This window comes from Mycolicibacterium sp. CBM1 (assembly GCF_054073305.1).
Map to the genome: position 1 here is coordinate 1 of NZ_JBSXPP010000019.1, position 15,108 is coordinate 15,108.

At 64.8% G+C, this 15,108-nt stretch carries 17 protein-coding genes and 1 pseudogene; 7 read left to right on the forward strand and 11 right to left on the reverse strand.

The genetic code is table 11. From position 1 onward, the window contains the following. Positions 1-54: 54 nt before the first annotated feature. The 4 genes from ACXDF8_RS21935 (at position 55) to ACXDF8_RS21950 (ending at position 4,140) form a co-directional block, all read left to right on the forward strand. Positions 55-1,199, forward strand: a protein-coding gene (locus ACXDF8_RS21935; protein ID WP_457221679.1) for an IS3 family transposase whose coding sequence is annotated in 2 segments (ribosomal slippage) — positions 55-322 and positions 322-1,199 — 1,146 coding nt in all. Because the reading frame shifts where the segments join, the coding sequence is not laid out codon by codon here. A gap of 83 nt (positions 1,200-1,282) precedes the next feature. Further along, complete coding sequence (locus tag ACXDF8_RS21940; protein ID WP_457225392.1) at positions 1,283-2,629, forward strand: TNT domain-containing protein; 1,347 nt, start codon at positions 1,283-1,285, stop codon at positions 2,627-2,629. Beyond that, positions 2,607-3,017, forward strand: coding sequence for an Imm63 family immunity protein (locus ACXDF8_RS21945; RefSeq protein WP_457225393.1), 411 nt, complete (start codon positions 2,607-2,609; stop codon positions 3,015-3,017). Before ACXDF8_RS21940 ends, ACXDF8_RS21945 begins: the two co-directional genes overlap by 23 nt. Positions 3,018-3,729: 712 nt before the next feature. After that, entirely contained in the window at positions 3,730-4,140 is a 411-nt protein-coding gene (locus tag ACXDF8_RS21950; protein ID WP_457225394.1) for a histone-like nucleoid-structuring protein Lsr2, read from the forward strand. Positions 4,141-4,152: 12 nt separating this feature from the next. On the opposite strand, the gene ACXDF8_RS21955 is transcribed toward ACXDF8_RS21950, so the two are convergent. Together ACXDF8_RS21955 and ACXDF8_RS21960 are read right to left on the reverse strand one after the other, a co-directional pair. Further along, positions 4,153-5,505, reverse strand: coding sequence for an APC family permease (locus tag ACXDF8_RS21955; protein ID WP_457225492.1), 1,353 nt, complete (start codon positions 5,503-5,505; stop codon positions 4,153-4,155). Between the two features lie 65 nt (positions 5,506-5,570). Continuing rightward, positions 5,571-6,689 carry a DmpA family aminopeptidase gene (locus tag ACXDF8_RS21960; protein ID WP_457225395.1) on the reverse strand — a complete coding sequence of 373 codons (1,119 nt, stop codon included), beginning with the start codon at positions 6,687-6,689 and terminating at the stop codon, positions 5,571-5,573. Between the two features lie 131 nt (positions 6,690-6,820). On the opposite strand from ACXDF8_RS21960, the gene ACXDF8_RS21965 reads away from it, so the two are divergent. After that, positions 6,821-7,432 carry a TetR family transcriptional regulator gene (locus ACXDF8_RS21965; protein WP_457225396.1) on the forward strand — a complete coding sequence of 204 codons (612 nt, stop codon included), beginning with the start codon at positions 6,821-6,823 and terminating at the stop codon, positions 7,430-7,432. Position 7,433: 1 nt separating this feature from the next. Here ACXDF8_RS21965 and ACXDF8_RS21970 read toward each other — a convergent pair whose 3' ends face one another. From ACXDF8_RS21970 to ACXDF8_RS21985, 4 genes are read right to left on the reverse strand one after another with little or no spacing between them, the layout of a single operon-like run. Further along, positions 7,434-7,805: a hypothetical protein gene (locus ACXDF8_RS21970; RefSeq protein ID WP_457225397.1), complete on the reverse strand. Its 372-nt coding sequence runs from the start codon at positions 7,803-7,805 to the stop codon at positions 7,434-7,436. Continuing rightward, positions 7,786-8,136: a hypothetical protein gene (locus ACXDF8_RS21975; protein WP_457225398.1), complete on the reverse strand. Its 351-nt coding sequence runs from the start codon at positions 8,134-8,136 to the stop codon at positions 7,786-7,788. Before ACXDF8_RS21975 ends, ACXDF8_RS21970 begins: the two co-directional genes overlap by 20 nt. 52 nt (positions 8,137-8,188) lie before the next feature. After that, positions 8,189-8,608, reverse strand: coding sequence for a nitroreductase family deazaflavin-dependent oxidoreductase (locus ACXDF8_RS21980; RefSeq protein WP_457225399.1), 420 nt, complete (start codon positions 8,606-8,608; stop codon positions 8,189-8,191). A 42-nt stretch (positions 8,609-8,650) separates the two neighbouring features. Further along, on the reverse strand, positions 8,651-9,511 hold the full coding sequence (locus tag ACXDF8_RS21985; RefSeq protein WP_457225400.1) for a hypothetical protein: 861 nt from the start codon (positions 9,509-9,511) through the stop codon (positions 8,651-8,653). 93 nt (positions 9,512-9,604) lie between these two features. Here ACXDF8_RS21985 and ACXDF8_RS21990 point away from each other — a divergent pair, with 93 nt between their 5' ends. Then, positions 9,605-9,901, forward strand: a complete 297-nt coding sequence (locus tag ACXDF8_RS21990) for a Rossmann-fold NAD(P)-binding domain-containing protein (protein ID WP_457225401.1) — start codon at positions 9,605-9,607, stop codon at positions 9,899-9,901. Position 9,902: 1 nt separating this feature from the next. On the opposite strand, the gene ACXDF8_RS21995 is transcribed toward ACXDF8_RS21990, so the two are convergent. From ACXDF8_RS21995 to ACXDF8_RS22005, 3 genes are read right to left on the reverse strand one after another with little or no spacing between them, the layout of a single operon-like run. Continuing rightward, positions 9,903-10,316 (reverse strand): hypothetical protein, encoded by a 414-nt coding sequence (locus ACXDF8_RS21995; protein ID WP_457225402.1) that lies wholly within the window; start codon positions 10,314-10,316, stop codon positions 9,903-9,905. Then, positions 10,313-13,147, reverse strand: coding sequence for an MMPL/RND family transporter (locus ACXDF8_RS22000; protein ID WP_457225403.1), 2,835 nt, complete (start codon positions 13,145-13,147; stop codon positions 10,313-10,315). Before ACXDF8_RS22000 ends, ACXDF8_RS21995 begins: the two co-directional genes overlap by 4 nt. Further along, complete coding sequence (locus ACXDF8_RS22005; protein ID WP_457225404.1) at positions 13,144-13,587, reverse strand: MmpS family transport accessory protein; 444 nt, start codon at positions 13,585-13,587, stop codon at positions 13,144-13,146. Before ACXDF8_RS22005 ends, ACXDF8_RS22000 begins: the two co-directional genes overlap by 4 nt. Positions 13,588-13,824: 237 nt before the next feature. Between ACXDF8_RS22005 and ACXDF8_RS22010 the strand changes: the two genes are divergently transcribed. Beyond that, entirely contained in the window at positions 13,825-14,286 is a 462-nt protein-coding gene (locus ACXDF8_RS22010; RefSeq protein WP_457225405.1) for a MarR family transcriptional regulator, read from the forward strand. Here the strand turns inward: ACXDF8_RS22010 and ACXDF8_RS22015 are convergent. Together ACXDF8_RS22015 and ACXDF8_RS22020 are read right to left on the reverse strand one after the other, a co-directional pair. Continuing rightward, positions 14,179-14,496, reverse strand: a pseudogene (locus ACXDF8_RS22015) (LLM class flavin-dependent oxidoreductase); the annotation flags it as partial. The gene ACXDF8_RS22010 and the pseudogene ACXDF8_RS22015 sit on opposite strands and share 108 nt — an antisense overlap. A 111-nt stretch (positions 14,497-14,607) precedes the next feature. Further along, entirely contained in the window at positions 14,608-15,096 is a 489-nt protein-coding gene (locus tag ACXDF8_RS22020) for a CAP domain-containing protein (protein ID WP_457225406.1), read from the reverse strand. Between the last annotated feature and the right edge of the window lie 12 nt (positions 15,097-15,108).

Sequence of the window (15,108 nt, forward strand, 5' to 3'; positions counted from 1 at the left end):
AGCAAGTTCTAGAGTCCTGTAGCCCGATGGTGGGCGAGAAGGGACGATGAACGTATGGCTGGTCGGAAGCGGAACTCCGCAGAAGACATCGTGCGCAAACTGCGCCGTGCGGACGAACTGGCCGCCGAAGGCAAGACCGGCGAGGAAATCGCAGCCGAACTCGAGGTGTCTGCGGCGACGTTGTACAACTGGCGTCGCGCCTACGGCGGGATGGACACCGATGCCGCCAAGGAACTCAAGGAATTGCGCGAACAGAACGCCCGACTGAAGCGATTACTGGCCGAGGCCGAGCTGGTCAAAGACGCCTTGCGGGAGGTCGCAAAGGGAAAATTTTAGGCCCAGCTGCCAAGCGCCGCGCCGTCGGCATGCTCACCTCCATGATGGGCATGTCGGAACGGTTGGCGTGCAAAGCCGTTGGGCTGCCCCGCTCCACCTGCCGTCGCCTGCCGTTGTCGCAGACCCCCGCCGATCCCGATGCCGAGATGCGGGCCTGGCTGCGCACGTACGCGACGAAGAACCCATGCCATGGGTTCCGCCGTGCCTGGGCGGCGTTGCGCTACGACGAGCGCCGTGAGGTCAATTTGAAGAAGATCCACCGGCTGTGGCGCGAGGAAGGGCTGCAGGTGCGGGTGCACAGTCCGCGCAAGCGGGCCGGGGTGTCGTCGATCCCATCGATCGAGGCCGATGCCCCGAACGTGGTGTGGGCGATCGACTTCCAGTTCGATTCCACCGTCGACGGCAAGGCCATCAAGATCGCCTCGATGATCGACGAGCACACCCGCGTCTCACTGCTGCACATCGTTGAGCGGTCGATCACCGCCGACCGACTCGTCGCCGATCTCGCCAACGTGTTCGCCGCAGCGGGTGGGCCGCCGAAGGTGCTGCGGATGGACAACGGTCCGGAGTTCATTTCCCAAGCGCTGCAGCAGTTCTGTGACGGTCGGACTGGTATGTCGTATATCCCGCCAGGAGCGCCATGGAACAACGGACACATCGAATCGTTCAACAACCGACTACGCAAGGAGTGCCTCAACCGCAACCACTGGAACACCCTGCTCGAAGCCCGCGTGGTCATCGGCGACTTCAAGCACGAACACAACTACCGGCACCGCCACTCGGCCCTGGGCTACCGCACCCCGGCCGAGTACGCTGCCGTCTGCAGCTGCACCCACACCCCGATGGACTGCAACATCAACTGAAACTGGATCACACCACCCCGACTCAAGAACCGGGTGGACTCAGAATCGGGGACTCGCCACCCGGCCCCAAGGTCCGCAATCCGATGGAGGCGGAACTCAAGCAGGCGCAGCTGCAGCCGCGGTTGGACAAGATCGTGGCCGAAGCCAACCTCGTGGACATGGCGCTGGCCAACGCGATCAACATGGCCGGTGGCAAGACACCGATTCCGCCGTCCTCACACGCTAACGACCTTAATGTGCAACCGGCGCTTGATCGGTCGATGGCTGCCGGTGCTGGTGGTGTCGGGCGATCGCGTTCGCTGCAGGACATGCTGCTGCCGGCCGGTGACACGGCCGGCGGGGCTGGTGCCAGATCGAGTGCGCAGGGCCCGCTGAGGGGTGCGGGTGCGGCCGGGCAACCCGCCGATGTGAACCAGGCGCTGGATCGGATCGCGGGTGTTCCGGTGCCTGCCAGCGTGCCCAAGCCGGTGGTGTTCTCTGCCAAGGAGATCGAGAACTTCAAGACAACAGCGCGCAAGGCCTTGGCAAGTGCGGGCATGCCGGCAGAGCAGATCGAGTCGGCGTTGGCCGGCATGGTGGCGCGTGCGCAGGCGATGGGGTGGAATTTTCCGAATTACACGACCCCTGAACCGGTTCGCGTGCCCCCGCCGGGGTTCCGTGAGGGCTTTGGTGATGCGTGGCGCAACACCGAGCAGGGCATCAAGAATCTTCTAGGGCAAGGGGGTCCGGGGGCTCCGGGTGGCCTGGAGTCGTGGAAAGAGGTCGTCAAGGGGATTTCCGACACCGCGACCAACCCGGTGGGCGCTGTCGTCGGGGAAGTCAAACACGCTGTGGACTCACCGAGTGCGGCCTATTACATGGGGGAGAAGGCCTTCGATGTTTCCTCAGCGGCGGCGACTGCGCCGTTCGGGTTTGAGGGTGCTGCGGTGCGTGCGGGCCTGCCTGCCGAATTGGTCACCGAAGGCGGGATCCCCTTGTCGGTGATGCGTGGCTGGGATCCGTTGGGCGACAAGCACCCATCAGAGTTCGACAACTTGTTCGGGCCGGCGGGGGCCCGGGTCTTTCCGGACAACGACGGATTTCCGCCGGGCTATGTCCCGCAACCTGCCAATCTGCAACCGGGAGACATCATCGACAGGATCGGATCCGGCGGAGGGCGTTACTTTGCCCCGGACGGTACCTCTTTTGGTGGGCGGGCGATCATGCCGGAAAGCGTTGGTGGGGAATACCATCGCTATATGCTTACCGACAAGCCACTCCCTCCTGGGTGGCAAATCGTCGAAGGGCCGATACAACCATGGTTCGGACAAACACCGACACCGGGTGTCTCCCAATACATGATCGTGGGACCTGACGGGGTTGACGCAAACGCTAGAGAATTAGTGCGCAGGGGTATCCTCGACGATTGTGGCCCGCCCCTTGGACGCTAAATCGAGTGAGCTGCAAGGCGAGATCGACAGGCTCGCTCGGCAACTCGGGGTTCGCCCCCTGCCTGTTGGCTTGTTGACCAACGACGGCCTAAACGTCTTCGTCGCCGATGATGGTGTCTACCACTACACTTTTTACGAGCGTGGAAAGGTCGGATACGACCACGCTGGTAGCCTCAACGATGTCCTGTATTTCTACTGCCGGGACATCGTCATTGACCGGTTCGCGCACATAGCCGACCGCGCGGAACGCTTTCAACACGAGTACGAGGTTCTTGGCCGCTTCGACCCCGTTTGGGCCAAGCGAAACGTGCGCGAGACGGCCGCTATGTTCCGCAACGGTCAGCCTGAGGATATTTCGTTGCTGCCCGACATCGGCGAACCGCTCTGATGCAGATCACTCGCTTCAGTGACGCGACCCGCGGGGGCGGTCAACGGTGCCGGGTTTCGAGAGTTGTCCCGTTAGCTCGACTTTTCGGAAGCCCGTCCTGACTTCAGTCAGGGTGGGTAGTTGCGTTTGCTGCGGGCCTCGGGCTGGTCGGGTTTGACGACAACCGTGGCGTTTGCGATGAACTCCGGAGCAACCCCTGGGCAACCCCCGGGCAGCTGCCGTTGTGCGCGGGCCGTAGGCCGATCATGTCGGCCTCGAACGTACCGCTACCGATAAGGCGGCGACGCCGATAACCGTCCACGGCGCGAATGCGGGCTATGTCGATGACGGGGGAGTGACGGAAGTCATGGAGCCACTTTCGGTCGCCGAACTCGAACTGCGCTGGCGGCCCCTGACGTATTCCTGCGTATCGACGCCGACGGCTCCCGGTGAATTAAATTACCGACGAACGGTACGCAATCGGTGGCCTTTCCCGGTCGGCCCGAGAGCCGTACTGCCCATCGGGGCGGGCGAGAGACCGTGCTGCGCTTCGTGAATCGTGTCGATACAAGAATTTTTCCCGCGCGTCAGGAACTTCCGTAGACGGAAATCGAAAAGTGTTCATTGACTGCGATTGTGACGTTCCGCTATTCCTTTGAGGTTGTAAGCGGAGTGGACGGTAGAGTAGTCGCGGCGTGTGAACGTCGGGGGACAATGGCGAAGGAATGTGACGATGGCCGAGCGCATAGTGCGACAATTGATCGACGACATCGACGGGACGGAGATCCCCGATGGCGGTGGTGAAGGAATAGATTTCTCCTTCCGCGGTGTCGATTACCACATTGACCTGTCATCGGCAAATGCGGCGAAATTCAGCAAGGCTCTCAAGCCGTACATCGACGCTGCCGCGAAGACTAAAACCGGGAGCCGGACTCGCCAGACCGATTCGTCGGTCAAGGGGCAGGGACGCTCCCGCACACGCCGGGCGAAGACCAACGGTCGCGCGCGGTCCAACGGCAACGGCCACAGCTCGGCCGAACAGATGGCGGCCATTCGGGAGTGGGCTCGCAACAACGGTCACGAGGTTGCCGAACGCGGCCGGATCAAATCCGAAGTGGTCGAGGCTTTCCAGGCTGCACACTGAGCCGCGGCGTCGTCAACGCGCCGACGACAGGCGCTGTGAAGGACGCCAGACCAGTGCGCCAACGGCCAACCCAGCGAACGGGATCGCCGCCAAAATCGTGCTCAGCGTGGCACTTCCACCGGTGACCAAGGTGAAGTTCGACAGCACCAGCCACAGGCTGGCGAGCAACCCGAGCACCACCAGCGAGGGTGCAATCCGCGTCGCCCAGGTCCGGCCCGTGGCGTGAGTCCGCTGGCGCAGGAAGAACGCCAGGACCGCGATCGAGGTGGTGAGCATCAGCACCACCATGCCCACCGTGGCGATACCGGCCATCGAACCGAACACCCCGACCAGCGGATCGATACCCAGCACCGCCAGCACGCCGACGATGATCGTCGCCGTCCCGGTCTGCACCACCGATGAGAACGCCGGCGAAGCATGGTCGTCGTGCACCCGGGCCAACCGGCCGGGCAGCAGTCCCTTGCCGGCGAGCACGAACTGGTAGCGCGCGATCACGTTGTGGAAGGACAGCACACAGGCGAAAAGGCTGGTCAGCAACAGCACGTTGACCACATCGCGCCCGAGCGTGCCGAGCATGTCACCGGTGGTGTCCAGCAGCATATTGCCGTCTCCGGCGAGGGTCTTCTCCGCCACCGCGGTCACCTGGTCGGGGCCGATGGCAACGACGAACGCCCACACCGTGATTGCGTAGAACGCCCCGATGATGATTACCGCGGCGTAGGTGGCGATCGGGATGGTGCGCTCCGGGTCGCGGGCCTCGTCGCGGAAGACTGCGGTGGCCTCGAAACCGATGAATCCGGTCAGCGCGAACAGGACTGCGATGCCGAGGGTCCCGTGCGTGAAAACGGCGGGGTCAAAGGACATCAATGTGATGCCCGCGGGTCCGGGCTTGGCCACCATCACCACGTCGAGAATGACGACAACGCCGATCTCGAGAGCCAGTGCGACGCCGAGCACCTTGGCGCTCAGTTCGATGTGCCGGTAGCCGAGGACGGCGACGATCGCCAGGACGGCGAACGAATAGACCGGCCAGGGGATCACGGGTCCCTGGTAGTGCGTCACCGTGTCGGAGATGGCCCAGCCGATGTAACCGTAGATGCCGATCTGGATGGCGGTGTAGGCGATCAACGCGACGACGGCGATGCCCTTGCCCATGCGCTCGCCGAGGCCCACGGTCACATAAGAGAAGAAGGCGCCCGCTTCTGGCACGTACGGCGTCATCGTCACGAACCCGACGCTGAACACCAGCAGCACCAGAGCGGCGATGACGAAGCCCATCGGCGCGCCCGCACCGTTGCCCAACCCCATCGCCAGCGGCATGTTGCCACCGATCACCGTGAGCGGGGCGGCCGCCGCGACGACCATGAACACGATGCCGACCGGACCGAGATGGCCGGTCAAACGCCGGCCTTCGGTTGTGCTGAGAGTGGTCACGAGATCTCCTGAATTCGAGGGACATTGGGGCCGACCGCGTCGCGAAGTAGGTCGTGGTCCAGCGCGTGGGCGATGAAGCCGTTGCGGCCGGTCATGGTGGTCGCGGCGACCATCGCGTTGAGGATGGCCTCCTCGGTCGCCTCGATGGTCAAGTCGAAAAGCCGGGTCATCAGCTGCGGTGCGACCATGCGCAGGGGGATCTCCGGGCGTAAGGTTGCCGTGTCCTCGTCCCACGCGTACGGCGGGATTCCGCGGTTGCCGGTGGAAAAGGCCAGCATCAGGTCGCCGCTGTACTGCTCGCCACTACCGCCGAGCCGGCTGACGGCGAGTGCCGAGCGTTGGGCCAGTCGCGTGCATTGATGGGGCAGCAGGGGAGCGTCGGTGGCCAGGATGACGATGATCGAGCCAGAGCCCGGCTCATAGCGGTCGGGCAGTTCCGGTAGCGGCACCTGCGCCGGCCCGATCAGCTCCCCGACCGGAATACCGTTGATCCGGAGTCGCTCCCGGCGGCCATGATTGGCCTGCACCAGAACACCCACCGTGTAGGGGCCGGTGACCGTCTCGGTCACCCGCGATGCGGTGCCGATGCCACCTTTGAATCCGTGGCAGATCATGCCGGTGCCGCCACCCACGTTGCCCTCGGCGGGCGGCTGCGACACCGCGTTGTCCAACGCGGAGCGAACATGGTCGGGGCGGACGTGAAAGCCGTTGATGTCGTTGAGCAGACCGTCGTATGTCTCGCCCACCACGGGAAGTGACCAGTAGACGCCTTCACCGCGAGCCCTTACCTGTGCGGCGACCAGTTCGTCGCGGACCACACCGACGCTGTGGGTGTTGGTCAGGCCGATGGCGGTGGTCAGCTCACCGGATTCGCGGATCCACTCCAGCCCGGTGAGCTCCCCGCTGCCGTTGAGTCGGTGCGAGCCTGCGAAAACGGGCTCGGTCCAGATGCCGTCGTGGGGGATGACGACGGTGACCCCGGTGCGCACGGCAGCGGGTCCGTCGGCGCTGATCAACGTGGTGTGCCCGACTCGGACGCCGGTCACGTCGGTGATGGCGTTGCGCGGTCCGGTGGGGTGTTCCCCGATGACCACGCCGAGTTCTCTGGCCCGCATTGATTACGCTCGCTTCACCGTTAGTTCTTTTCCTAGGTGGAAAAGAACTATGCGCGCGCGTGACGCAGTGCGCAAGAGGAAGCGCAAAATAGAGTGGACCCGCATCGGGCGGCGACAGGAGCGGCGTAGGGATGGCACGGCCCAACCGGCAAGTCGAGCGGCGTGGCGACATCATGGACGCCGCGATCGCGCTGATCGAGCGCCATGATCTGGCCACCCTCAAGCTCGCTGATGTCGCCGCCGAGCTGGGGCTGACGACCAATGCGGTGCGGTATTACTTCAAGGACATGACGGCGCTGCTGTCGGAGCTCGCCCTGCGATCCGACGTCCGGTTCTATGACGATCGGCTTCGGCTACGGACCGAAAGCGACGATCCGCGCGTGCAACTTGCCAGGACCGTCGCCGCAGGACTGCCGACCGGGCCCGAGGATGCGGAGTGGCGAGCGATCTGGCGTGCTGTGCTGGCCGCGGGATTCGATCTGGACACCCGCCGAGACGTGCAAGGCATCTACCACCGACAGGTCGGCCTCTACGCCGACCTATTGGAGGCCGGCGCGGATGCTGGCGTGTTCCGGCTCAGTGGCCCCGCCGGCGACATCGCCATGACGTTCATGGCGATGGAGGACTACTTCGGGTATCGCATCGTCGCGCGTGACCCGCAGCTGGATCGCAGCACAGCCCTGCGCCTGATGCGCCAGTACGCGGAGCTGGCCACCGGCGCGGTGATCCCCGAGACACGCTGAGTCAGCGGGGGATACCCGACCGCAACACGGCGTCCGGATCGTACTTCTGCCGAATCATGGTGAACCGAGCCATGTTCGGACCCAGGTAGCATCCCAGCGGAATTTCCGCTTCCGGATAGTTGAGGTACCGGCCGACGGAGTGTGCCGCCACCGCCTGATGTGCGTCGGTCAGCCAGCGGCCGGCGGGATCGACGGCCGCCTCGGTGAACCACTGCACCGACGCCGCCTGCTGTCGCCACGGGAAGGCGGTGCCCGCGGGGTCGGTGTCGGCGACGGCGCCGGAGAGCGATTCGACGACGGCCGTCGCGGTGCCGGCGGACCGCGGCCAGGCCACCGTCGCCGCGACGATGGAATCAGCTGCGGCCGAAGTCATTTTGCCGATGATGTCCGATCCGGCGACGAAGACGCGCGATGGCGGGTCCGGTACCCGCCGGGGCTGCCGTGATGAGGGTGCAGTGGCCCGCGCCTTCGCCGACGGTGATGTTGACCATGCCCCAGATGTCGCGGGCGGCGCTCTGCAGCCAACCGTGCCAACTACTGATCACGGCGGCAGCCGACTCGATGGGGAACGCCATCGTCACCACGTCGCGCTCGCCGGTCGGAAATGTCTGCATCTGCAGCGATGTCACCACGCCGATGTTGCCGCCGCCCCCGCCGCGCAGCGCCCAGAACAGATCGTCGTGATCGTCGGCGGAAGCCGTCACGACCTCACCGCTGGGCAACACCACCTGGGCCGGGCGAGCGCTCCGCGGCGGGCTACTCCACGACGAAGACCGGGATCAACCGATCGGTCTTGGTCTGGTACTCGGCGTAGGGCGGGTAGGCCTCGACGGCGAGCTTCCACCAGTGCTCGCGCTCCTCGCCGGACACTTCGCGCGCGGTTAGGGTGAACACCTTGTCGCCGTCCTGCGCCACTACGGTGGGGTTGGCCTTGACGTTGAAGTACCACGACGGGTGCTCCGGGTCGCCACCCTTGGAGGCGACCATGGCGTAGCGCCCGTTCTCCTCGACGCGCATCAACGGTACGTAGCGTTTCTTGCCGGACTTCGCGCCGGTGGTGGTGAACAGCACTATCGGCCGGTCCATGATCAGCACCCCGTCGGTGGTGCCCTGCTTGAGAATCTGTTCGGTCTGCGCGCGCACCCAGTCGGTGGGGCTCAGTTCGGCATCAGTCACAGTCCGCCCAACACACCCGGGCACGGGGTTATTCCCCGGCCGCTATCGAGGCGGTTCGGTGCAGTAGGACCTGGGCGGTTCGACGAACAGAATCTGCCGGCTGCCGACGGGGCACTGCCCGAACTCCACGGCGTCGGCGCGTCGCACCACCCTGAACTCGGCTGAGCTGTCGGCACAGTCGACGTGCTTGAGGGTGTCGCTTCGGTGCGGGTCGTCGGGTGTGGGTTGGCCGTCGATGGCCGCGTAGCAATGGTCGACCGCCAAGTTGGGAATGAAACAGACCGTGGCAGCCTGGTTGGTCCAGCGGGCGAACCGTGTCCCGGCTGCCTTCCCGTCCGGGCACACTGCGTCCGGACCGCCGACGGTGACCACCTCGAAGACCGCGGCCGGGTCGTCGCAGTCGGCGGTGTCGCCCTCGCGGATGATCCCGGCAGCCATGGCCTCGCCGTCGATGCACTGCCCGACCCGCACCGGCGGGGCGGCGCGATCTGCCGGCGGCCGGCTCAGCCCGGATGCTGCGCGCCCGGCAGTTCCGACCGCGGTGGCGGCGAGCAGGATGGCCCCGGCGACGATAAGGCCGCGGCCGGCGGTGTTCTTCGGCGGTGGGGGCGGTATCGGGGGTGGGGAATATCCGCCGGTGTACGGGTACGGATACCAGGGCGCGCCGGGTGGCGGTGGCGGATAGCCCGGGTAGGGCGGCGGGTAAGCCGGGTAAGGGGGCGGGTACGACGGTGGGTGAGCCGCAGCCGAACGGCTTGCTCGAGACCGTTCGCGAAGACCGAGGGCGAGCAGGACCACCCCGATCACCGGGATCGCCAGATAGCCCACGATAAGCCCGTACCGCGGCGGCTCGCTGCCTTCGGCGAGCAGCGCCGCGGCGGCGATGTAACTGATCGTGGTCACTGTCCGTTGACTCTAGCCGCGATCGGATTGGCCTGCGGAAATGCTCGGTGCCTCGAACGGACGGCGAAGATCCGATGACGGCACCTGTCCTCGGTGCGGCTCGCGGTTCTCGACGACTACCAGAACGTCGCCCTGCAGCTGGCCGACTGGTCCGCGGTCGCCGACCGTGCCGAGGTCACGGTCTTCAACGACCACGTCTGCGACCCCGACCAGCCGCTCGCCCGGCTGGCCCCGTTCGACGTGGTCTTCGTGATGCGGGAGCGAACAACGTTGCCGCGCAGTGTCATCGAACAGCTACCTCGATTGCCGATGATCGCCTCCGCTGGCCCGTTCAACGCCGCGATCGACATGGTGGCCGCCATCGTCGTGTGGCTCGACGAGCGTCCCTGAGCTACTTGGGCAGGCGTCGTTTGATGCTGGCGCTGCGCAGCATCCGCAGCCCGAGGTTCGTCGAGGTGAACATGGGGATCACCCCGAGAAACGTACGCTCGGACGGGGTGGCGCCGTGCAGGTGCTCGAGACTGCCGAACACGTAGAAGCAGCCGATACTGAAGATTGTCAACGGAATACACAGCGCCATGAAGGACCCTCGATCCGACACCGCCTGCCGGGCCAGCGCAAGCTCGTCATCGGTCAGCGGCTCACGGTTGCGGGCCTTGCGCAGCACAGTAGGGATTGCTTGCAGCTCGTCGGCGAGCGGCAGGCTGGGCCGGCGGACCAGGCGACTGACGTATACCGCTGCTATCGAGGCGAACACCACCACGAAAACGAAGAAGACCGCCGAGAGGATGGCCCACAGGTTCATCGCTTGACTCCGAAGTCCGAGGGCAGCCGCAGCGGCCGCGTGCGTACCAGCGTCGGCCACCAGAACCATGGTCCGAGCAGCCGCATCAGGCACGGCACGATGAACGAGCGCACCACCAATGTGTCCAGTAACAGCCCGATGCACACGGTCGATCCGACCTGGCCGATGGTCCGAAGGTCGCTGGCCAGCATTGCCAGCATGGTGAACGCGAACACCAGCCCCGCTGAGGTCACCACACCGCCGGTGCTCCCCAGCGCCCGGATGAGCCCGGTGTGTAGGCCTGCGGTGATCTCTTCCTTGACCCTGGCGATCAGCAGCAGGTTGTAGTCCGAACCGACCGCCACCAGAATGATGAAGGTGATCGGCAGGACCAACCAGTGCAGGTGCAGGCCGATCAGATGCTGCCACACCAGGATTGAGAGTCCGAACGCACCGGCGAACGAGAAGGCCACCGTGCCGGGGATCACCAGGGCGGCGATGAGACTCCGGGTGAGGAACAACATGATCAGAAAGATCAGAATGAATGCCGCGATGGCCACGATCAGCAGGTCAGAGGCGGCGTAGAGCTTGATGTCCTTGTTGTTCGAGCCGGCACCGCCGATGTAGATCTTCGCCCCTGCCAGCGACGTCTCCTTCAACGCGATCTTGATGGCCTCGGGAAATTGGTCGACGTGCGCGATGCCTTCGGGGCCCATCGCGTTGCCTTCATGGGTGACGATGAACCGGGCCGCCTTGCCGTCGGGTGACATCATCAGCTGCATACCGGTTTTGACGTCGTCGTTGTCGAACGCTTCTCGGGGCATGTAGAAGAAGTCGTCGCTGCGGGACTTGTCGAAGTCGTTGCCAACGTTGATCAGGTCGTCAAAGGTCTGATCGGTCTGAGTCGACTGCAGGTGCGCGGGACCGTAGGAATGGACGATCACCGACTGCAGCGCCTGGGTGTTGTCCATCATCACCTTCAGCTGTGAAATCATCTGGGGCAGCAGTCGGTCGACGGCTTGCAGATCGGTGACGGCGTTGGCGATCTGCGCATCAAGGGCATCGATGCCGTCGAGGCCGTCGAACAGCGATCGCAGCGCCCAGCACACGGGAATGTCGAAACAGTGCGGTTCCCAATAGAAATAGTTCTTCAGCGGCCGCATGAAGTCGTCCAGGTTGGCGATGTCCGCGTTCATGTCGTCGGTGACCTGTTGCAGATTCTCCATGGTGAGCACCGTCGAATGAAGTTCGTCGGACATCTTCTGCGTCAGATCAATGGTCTTGGCCAGCACCGTCACCGAATCCGCCTGAATCTGGGCCTGTTTGTCGGTATCGGCGTTCTGCTGTTGGTTGAACGGCAGCTGTTGACCGCTGCCACTGCCCTGGGTGGTGAACAGGTACGGAATCGTCGCCCGATCCAGCGGGCGGCCCAACGGTCGGGTGATGCTCTGCACCATGGCGACGCCGGGCAGCCGGATCAGGGCCTTGGCCACTCGGTCGAGCGAGATGAAGTCGGCTGAGTTGCGCATGTCGTGATCGGACTCCACCATCAGCATCTCGGAGAACAGCTTGCTCGGCGGGAAGTGGCGATCCGAGGCCTCGAAACCTTGATTGGCAAGGCCGTCGGTGGGCTGATACTGGCGATCGTCGTAGTTCACCTGATAGGTCGGTACGAAGACGGCACCGATCATGACGACGGCGCAACTGGCCGCCAGGATGGGCACCGGCCAGCGAACCACACTGGCACCGATGCGCCGGTAGAGCTGACCGCGGGCAGCCCGTTTGGGATCGAAGAGCCCGAACAGACTGCCCACCGTGAGGATGGCCGGACCGAGCGTCAGCGCGGCGGCGATGGTGAACAGCATGCTGATCGCGACGGCCGGACCCATGGTGTGGAAGTAGTCCAGCCGCGCGAAGCTCAGGCAGAACCCGGCCCCGGCGATGGTCAATCCCGAGCCGATGATGATGGGGGAAACCCCGCGGTAGGCGGTGAAATAGGCGTCTTCCCGGGTCTCGCCGGCCCGGCGGGCCTCGTGGTAGCGGCCCAACAGGAAGATGCCGTAGTCGGTTCCGGCTCCCAGCGTGAGTGAGACGACCATGTTGACGGCGAACGAGGACAGCGGAATGACCCCGAAATGGCCCAGGGTGGATACCACGCCCTTGGCGATGAGCATCTCGAAGAGCACGCTGGCCAGTGGCACCAGCAGCGCGCTCGGGGAACGGTAGACCAGCAGCAGCATGACGATGATGAGCAGGATCGTCACGATGGTGATGTTGTTGAGGCTGGCGTTGGCGATCGAGAGCGTGTCCGACGCCAGCGGTGCCGCTCCGCTGACGTAGACGTGGAGCCCAGGCGGCGGGGTGTCGCTCCTGACGATCGCGCGCACCGCGTCGACGGACCGGTTGGCCTCGATCTGGCCGATATCGCCGGCCAGCCGCAGCAACACGTAAGTGGCCTTGCCGTCGACGCTCTGAGCGCCCGCCGCGGTAATGGGCTTGCCCCAGAGGTCCATCACGTACTGCACATGTGTGGTGTCGCTTTTCAAGCGCTGCATCAGGTCGTCGTAGTAGCGGTGGTCGCTGTCGTCCAGCGGCCGGTCGGCCTCCAGGACGACCATGGTGAGACTGGTCGAGGTGGACTCGTGGAACTTCTCGCCGATTCGCAGCATCGCCACCTGCGATGGTGCGTAGGTGGGGATCATCGGTCCGGCGAGTTCGGCGGCGACGTCTTCGACCTTCGGGATGAAGGTGTTGGTGGTGACCGCGACGAGGCCCCAGCACACGATGATCGGAATCGCCAGCAGTCGAACCGATCTGGCGAAGAAAGGCCGGCCCGCCCGGTGTGCGCTCATGCGGACTTCACCCGGCAGGTGACATCAGCGTCTTCACGGGTCGCGGAATGTTCGTCCTTGACGACGCCGTTCACCAGCATCCGACAGCCAACCTGGCCCCCGTGCACCTGTGCGGAGATGCTGCCGGAGACCACGGTGAGAGTGGTGGTCTCGGTGTGCGACCACGGCAGCGTGGCGACGTCGACCTTGTGCGGATGTCCATCGATGTCGGTGTAGTCGAGCATCCCGCCGGCGCCGACGTCGCCGAACAGCTCGTAGGTCAGCTGCTTGGGGACGAACTCTTCCGGCGCCTGCGGGGGATTGACCGCCAGGACGGGACCGGGCGCGGAGGACTGGTGCACCTTCCACATGCAGACCGCGCCAAGGCTCACGGCGATCACCGTCACGAGCGCCAGCCAGGTCCGCTCGAGAAGCACCCTGCCCGTCGAACGCCTACTCATCACCTCACGTCCGAATCAGCGCCAAGCTCCTCAGTCGCCATGGCTGAGTTATATCCCATACAGAATTGATTGCTCAACTGCTGGGAGTTTGCTGTGGATGGGGATCGCCTTCGATGTCGCGAAGAATGGTTGCGAAAATTGGGAATAGATCCGACGAGGCCGCTTGGTGTTATCTCGCGTCCGTCGAGATCAATCCTGTCAGTGATATAACTCCACCATGAAGGATATGACTCCACCGTGAAGCGAGCAGCGGTCGACGGCGCGCAGGCGATCTCGCAGATGGTGGACCTGGCCAACGATCTGACATGGCGGTACCTCATTGACCGCGAGGGCCTCAGCGCGAGCGCTGCTTTGGTTCTCAATCGGCTTTACCGAGAAGGACCGATGCGTCTGACGGCGCTGGCATCGGCGGAGGGCGCCAGCCAGTCGGGCATGACGCAGCTGGTCCAACGCATGGAGCGCCAGGGCCTGGTGGAACGGGGGAGCGATCCCGACGACGGGCGGGCCTCGCTTGTGGTGCTAGGTGATGCCGGCCGGCAATTGTGGGAGGACCGCGGTGAGATGCGCCGGCAACGCATCGCGGCAATGCTGCCCAATCTGTCCGACGACGACCAGGTGGCGTTGTGGCTTGCCGCGCAGGTGGTTGTGCGTGTGCTGGGGGAGTTGCGCGAGTCGGTGTGCTCGCCGGTGACGGCGTAGCCGGGTTGGCGAGGCTCTCCCCAGGCGCATCCGAGTGGTCTCCCGGCCCCACCACCCCAGCGGGGTGAAGGCATCCGAGCCCCACGCCTCGGCTGTGAACACCGTGTCGTAGCCGGCCTCCTCGGCGACGGCCACCAGTTCGGCATGGTTCGTAGGGGGCTGAGCACCCCAATAGCCCACCTGCAGGCCAAGTTTTACGAGGACACCCAACACGACCGCGGCAGGGACCGGCTGCACCGATCGGCTGGCCCCACACGCGAACAGAGGCGCTGGCCGAGATGACTGGCCGCTGCGCCTTCTGATTCGTGCCGCCGGGCCGTGTCAGGCCGGCTGGCCGTACACCGCTACCAGCACTGAACGGTCCAGGCTGTTCGCCGACCACACACCGATCGCGGTGTTGGCGCAGTTGGACATGATAGTCAGGTAGTCGGGGTTGTAGTACCACTGGTTGATCACGTCGAGGTTGTTGATCGCCAGGGCCGGGTTTATCGCCACGGTCTCGAAAACTGTCCCCGTGAATCCTGCTGCCTCGGCGCGTGATTGGGGAGTCGACCCGTCCGAACCGATGTCGCCGTCGAGGGTGCGGTTGTTCAGCGCGTCGTCGGTGTGCCATCGTGCGGCCAACGTCAACGCCGGGTTCTTCTTGACGTCATTGGTGCACCCGGCCTGGTGCTGGACGGTATACACATTGGCCACCACATCGTTGTTGAGCCGGGTGTTGTCGGCGCTGGCGATGCCCACCGAGAACGGCAGAGCGGCAACGACGACAGCGCCCGCGGTCAGGACTCGCCGAATCATTCGATGGTCCATGGTGTTCCTCAA

What these genes read in the sequence shown, in the direction of transcription:
- ACXDF8_RS21940 (WP_457225392.1), top strand. Translation starts at nt 1,283, where the DNA reads ATGGAGGCGGAACTCAAGCAGGCGCAGCTGCAGCCGCGGTTGGACAAG.
- ACXDF8_RS21955 (WP_457225492.1), bottom strand. Translation starts at nt 5,505, where the DNA reads ATGGTCGTCGCGGCGGCCGCCCCGCTCACGGTGATCGGTGGCAACATG.
- ACXDF8_RS21995 (WP_457225402.1), bottom strand. Translation starts at nt 10,316, where the DNA reads ATGAACCTGTGGGCCATCCTCTCGGCGGTCTTCTTCGTTTTCGTGGTG.
- ACXDF8_RS21970 (WP_457225397.1), bottom strand. Translation starts at nt 7,805, where the DNA reads ATGACTTCGGCCGCAGCTGATTCCATCGTCGCGGCGACGGTGGCCTGG.
- ACXDF8_RS22020 (WP_457225406.1), bottom strand. Translation starts at nt 15,096, where the DNA reads ATGGACCATCGAATGATTCGGCGAGTCCTGACCGCGGGCGCTGTCGTC.
- ACXDF8_RS21950 (WP_457225394.1), top strand. Translation starts at nt 3,730, where the DNA reads ATGGCCGAGCGCATAGTGCGACAATTGATCGACGACATCGACGGGACG.
- ACXDF8_RS21965 (WP_457225396.1), top strand. Translation starts at nt 6,821, where the DNA reads ATGGCACGGCCCAACCGGCAAGTCGAGCGGCGTGGCGACATCATGGAC.
- ACXDF8_RS22005 (WP_457225404.1), bottom strand. Translation starts at nt 13,587, where the DNA reads ATGAGTAGGCGTTCGACGGGCAGGGTGCTTCTCGAGCGGACCTGGCTG.
- ACXDF8_RS22000 (WP_457225403.1), bottom strand. Translation starts at nt 13,147, where the DNA reads ATGAGCGCACACCGGGCGGGCCGGCCTTTCTTCGCCAGATCGGTTCGA.
- ACXDF8_RS21960 (WP_457225395.1), bottom strand. Translation starts at nt 6,689, where the DNA reads ATGCGGGCCAGAGAACTCGGCGTGGTCATCGGGGAACACCCCACCGGA.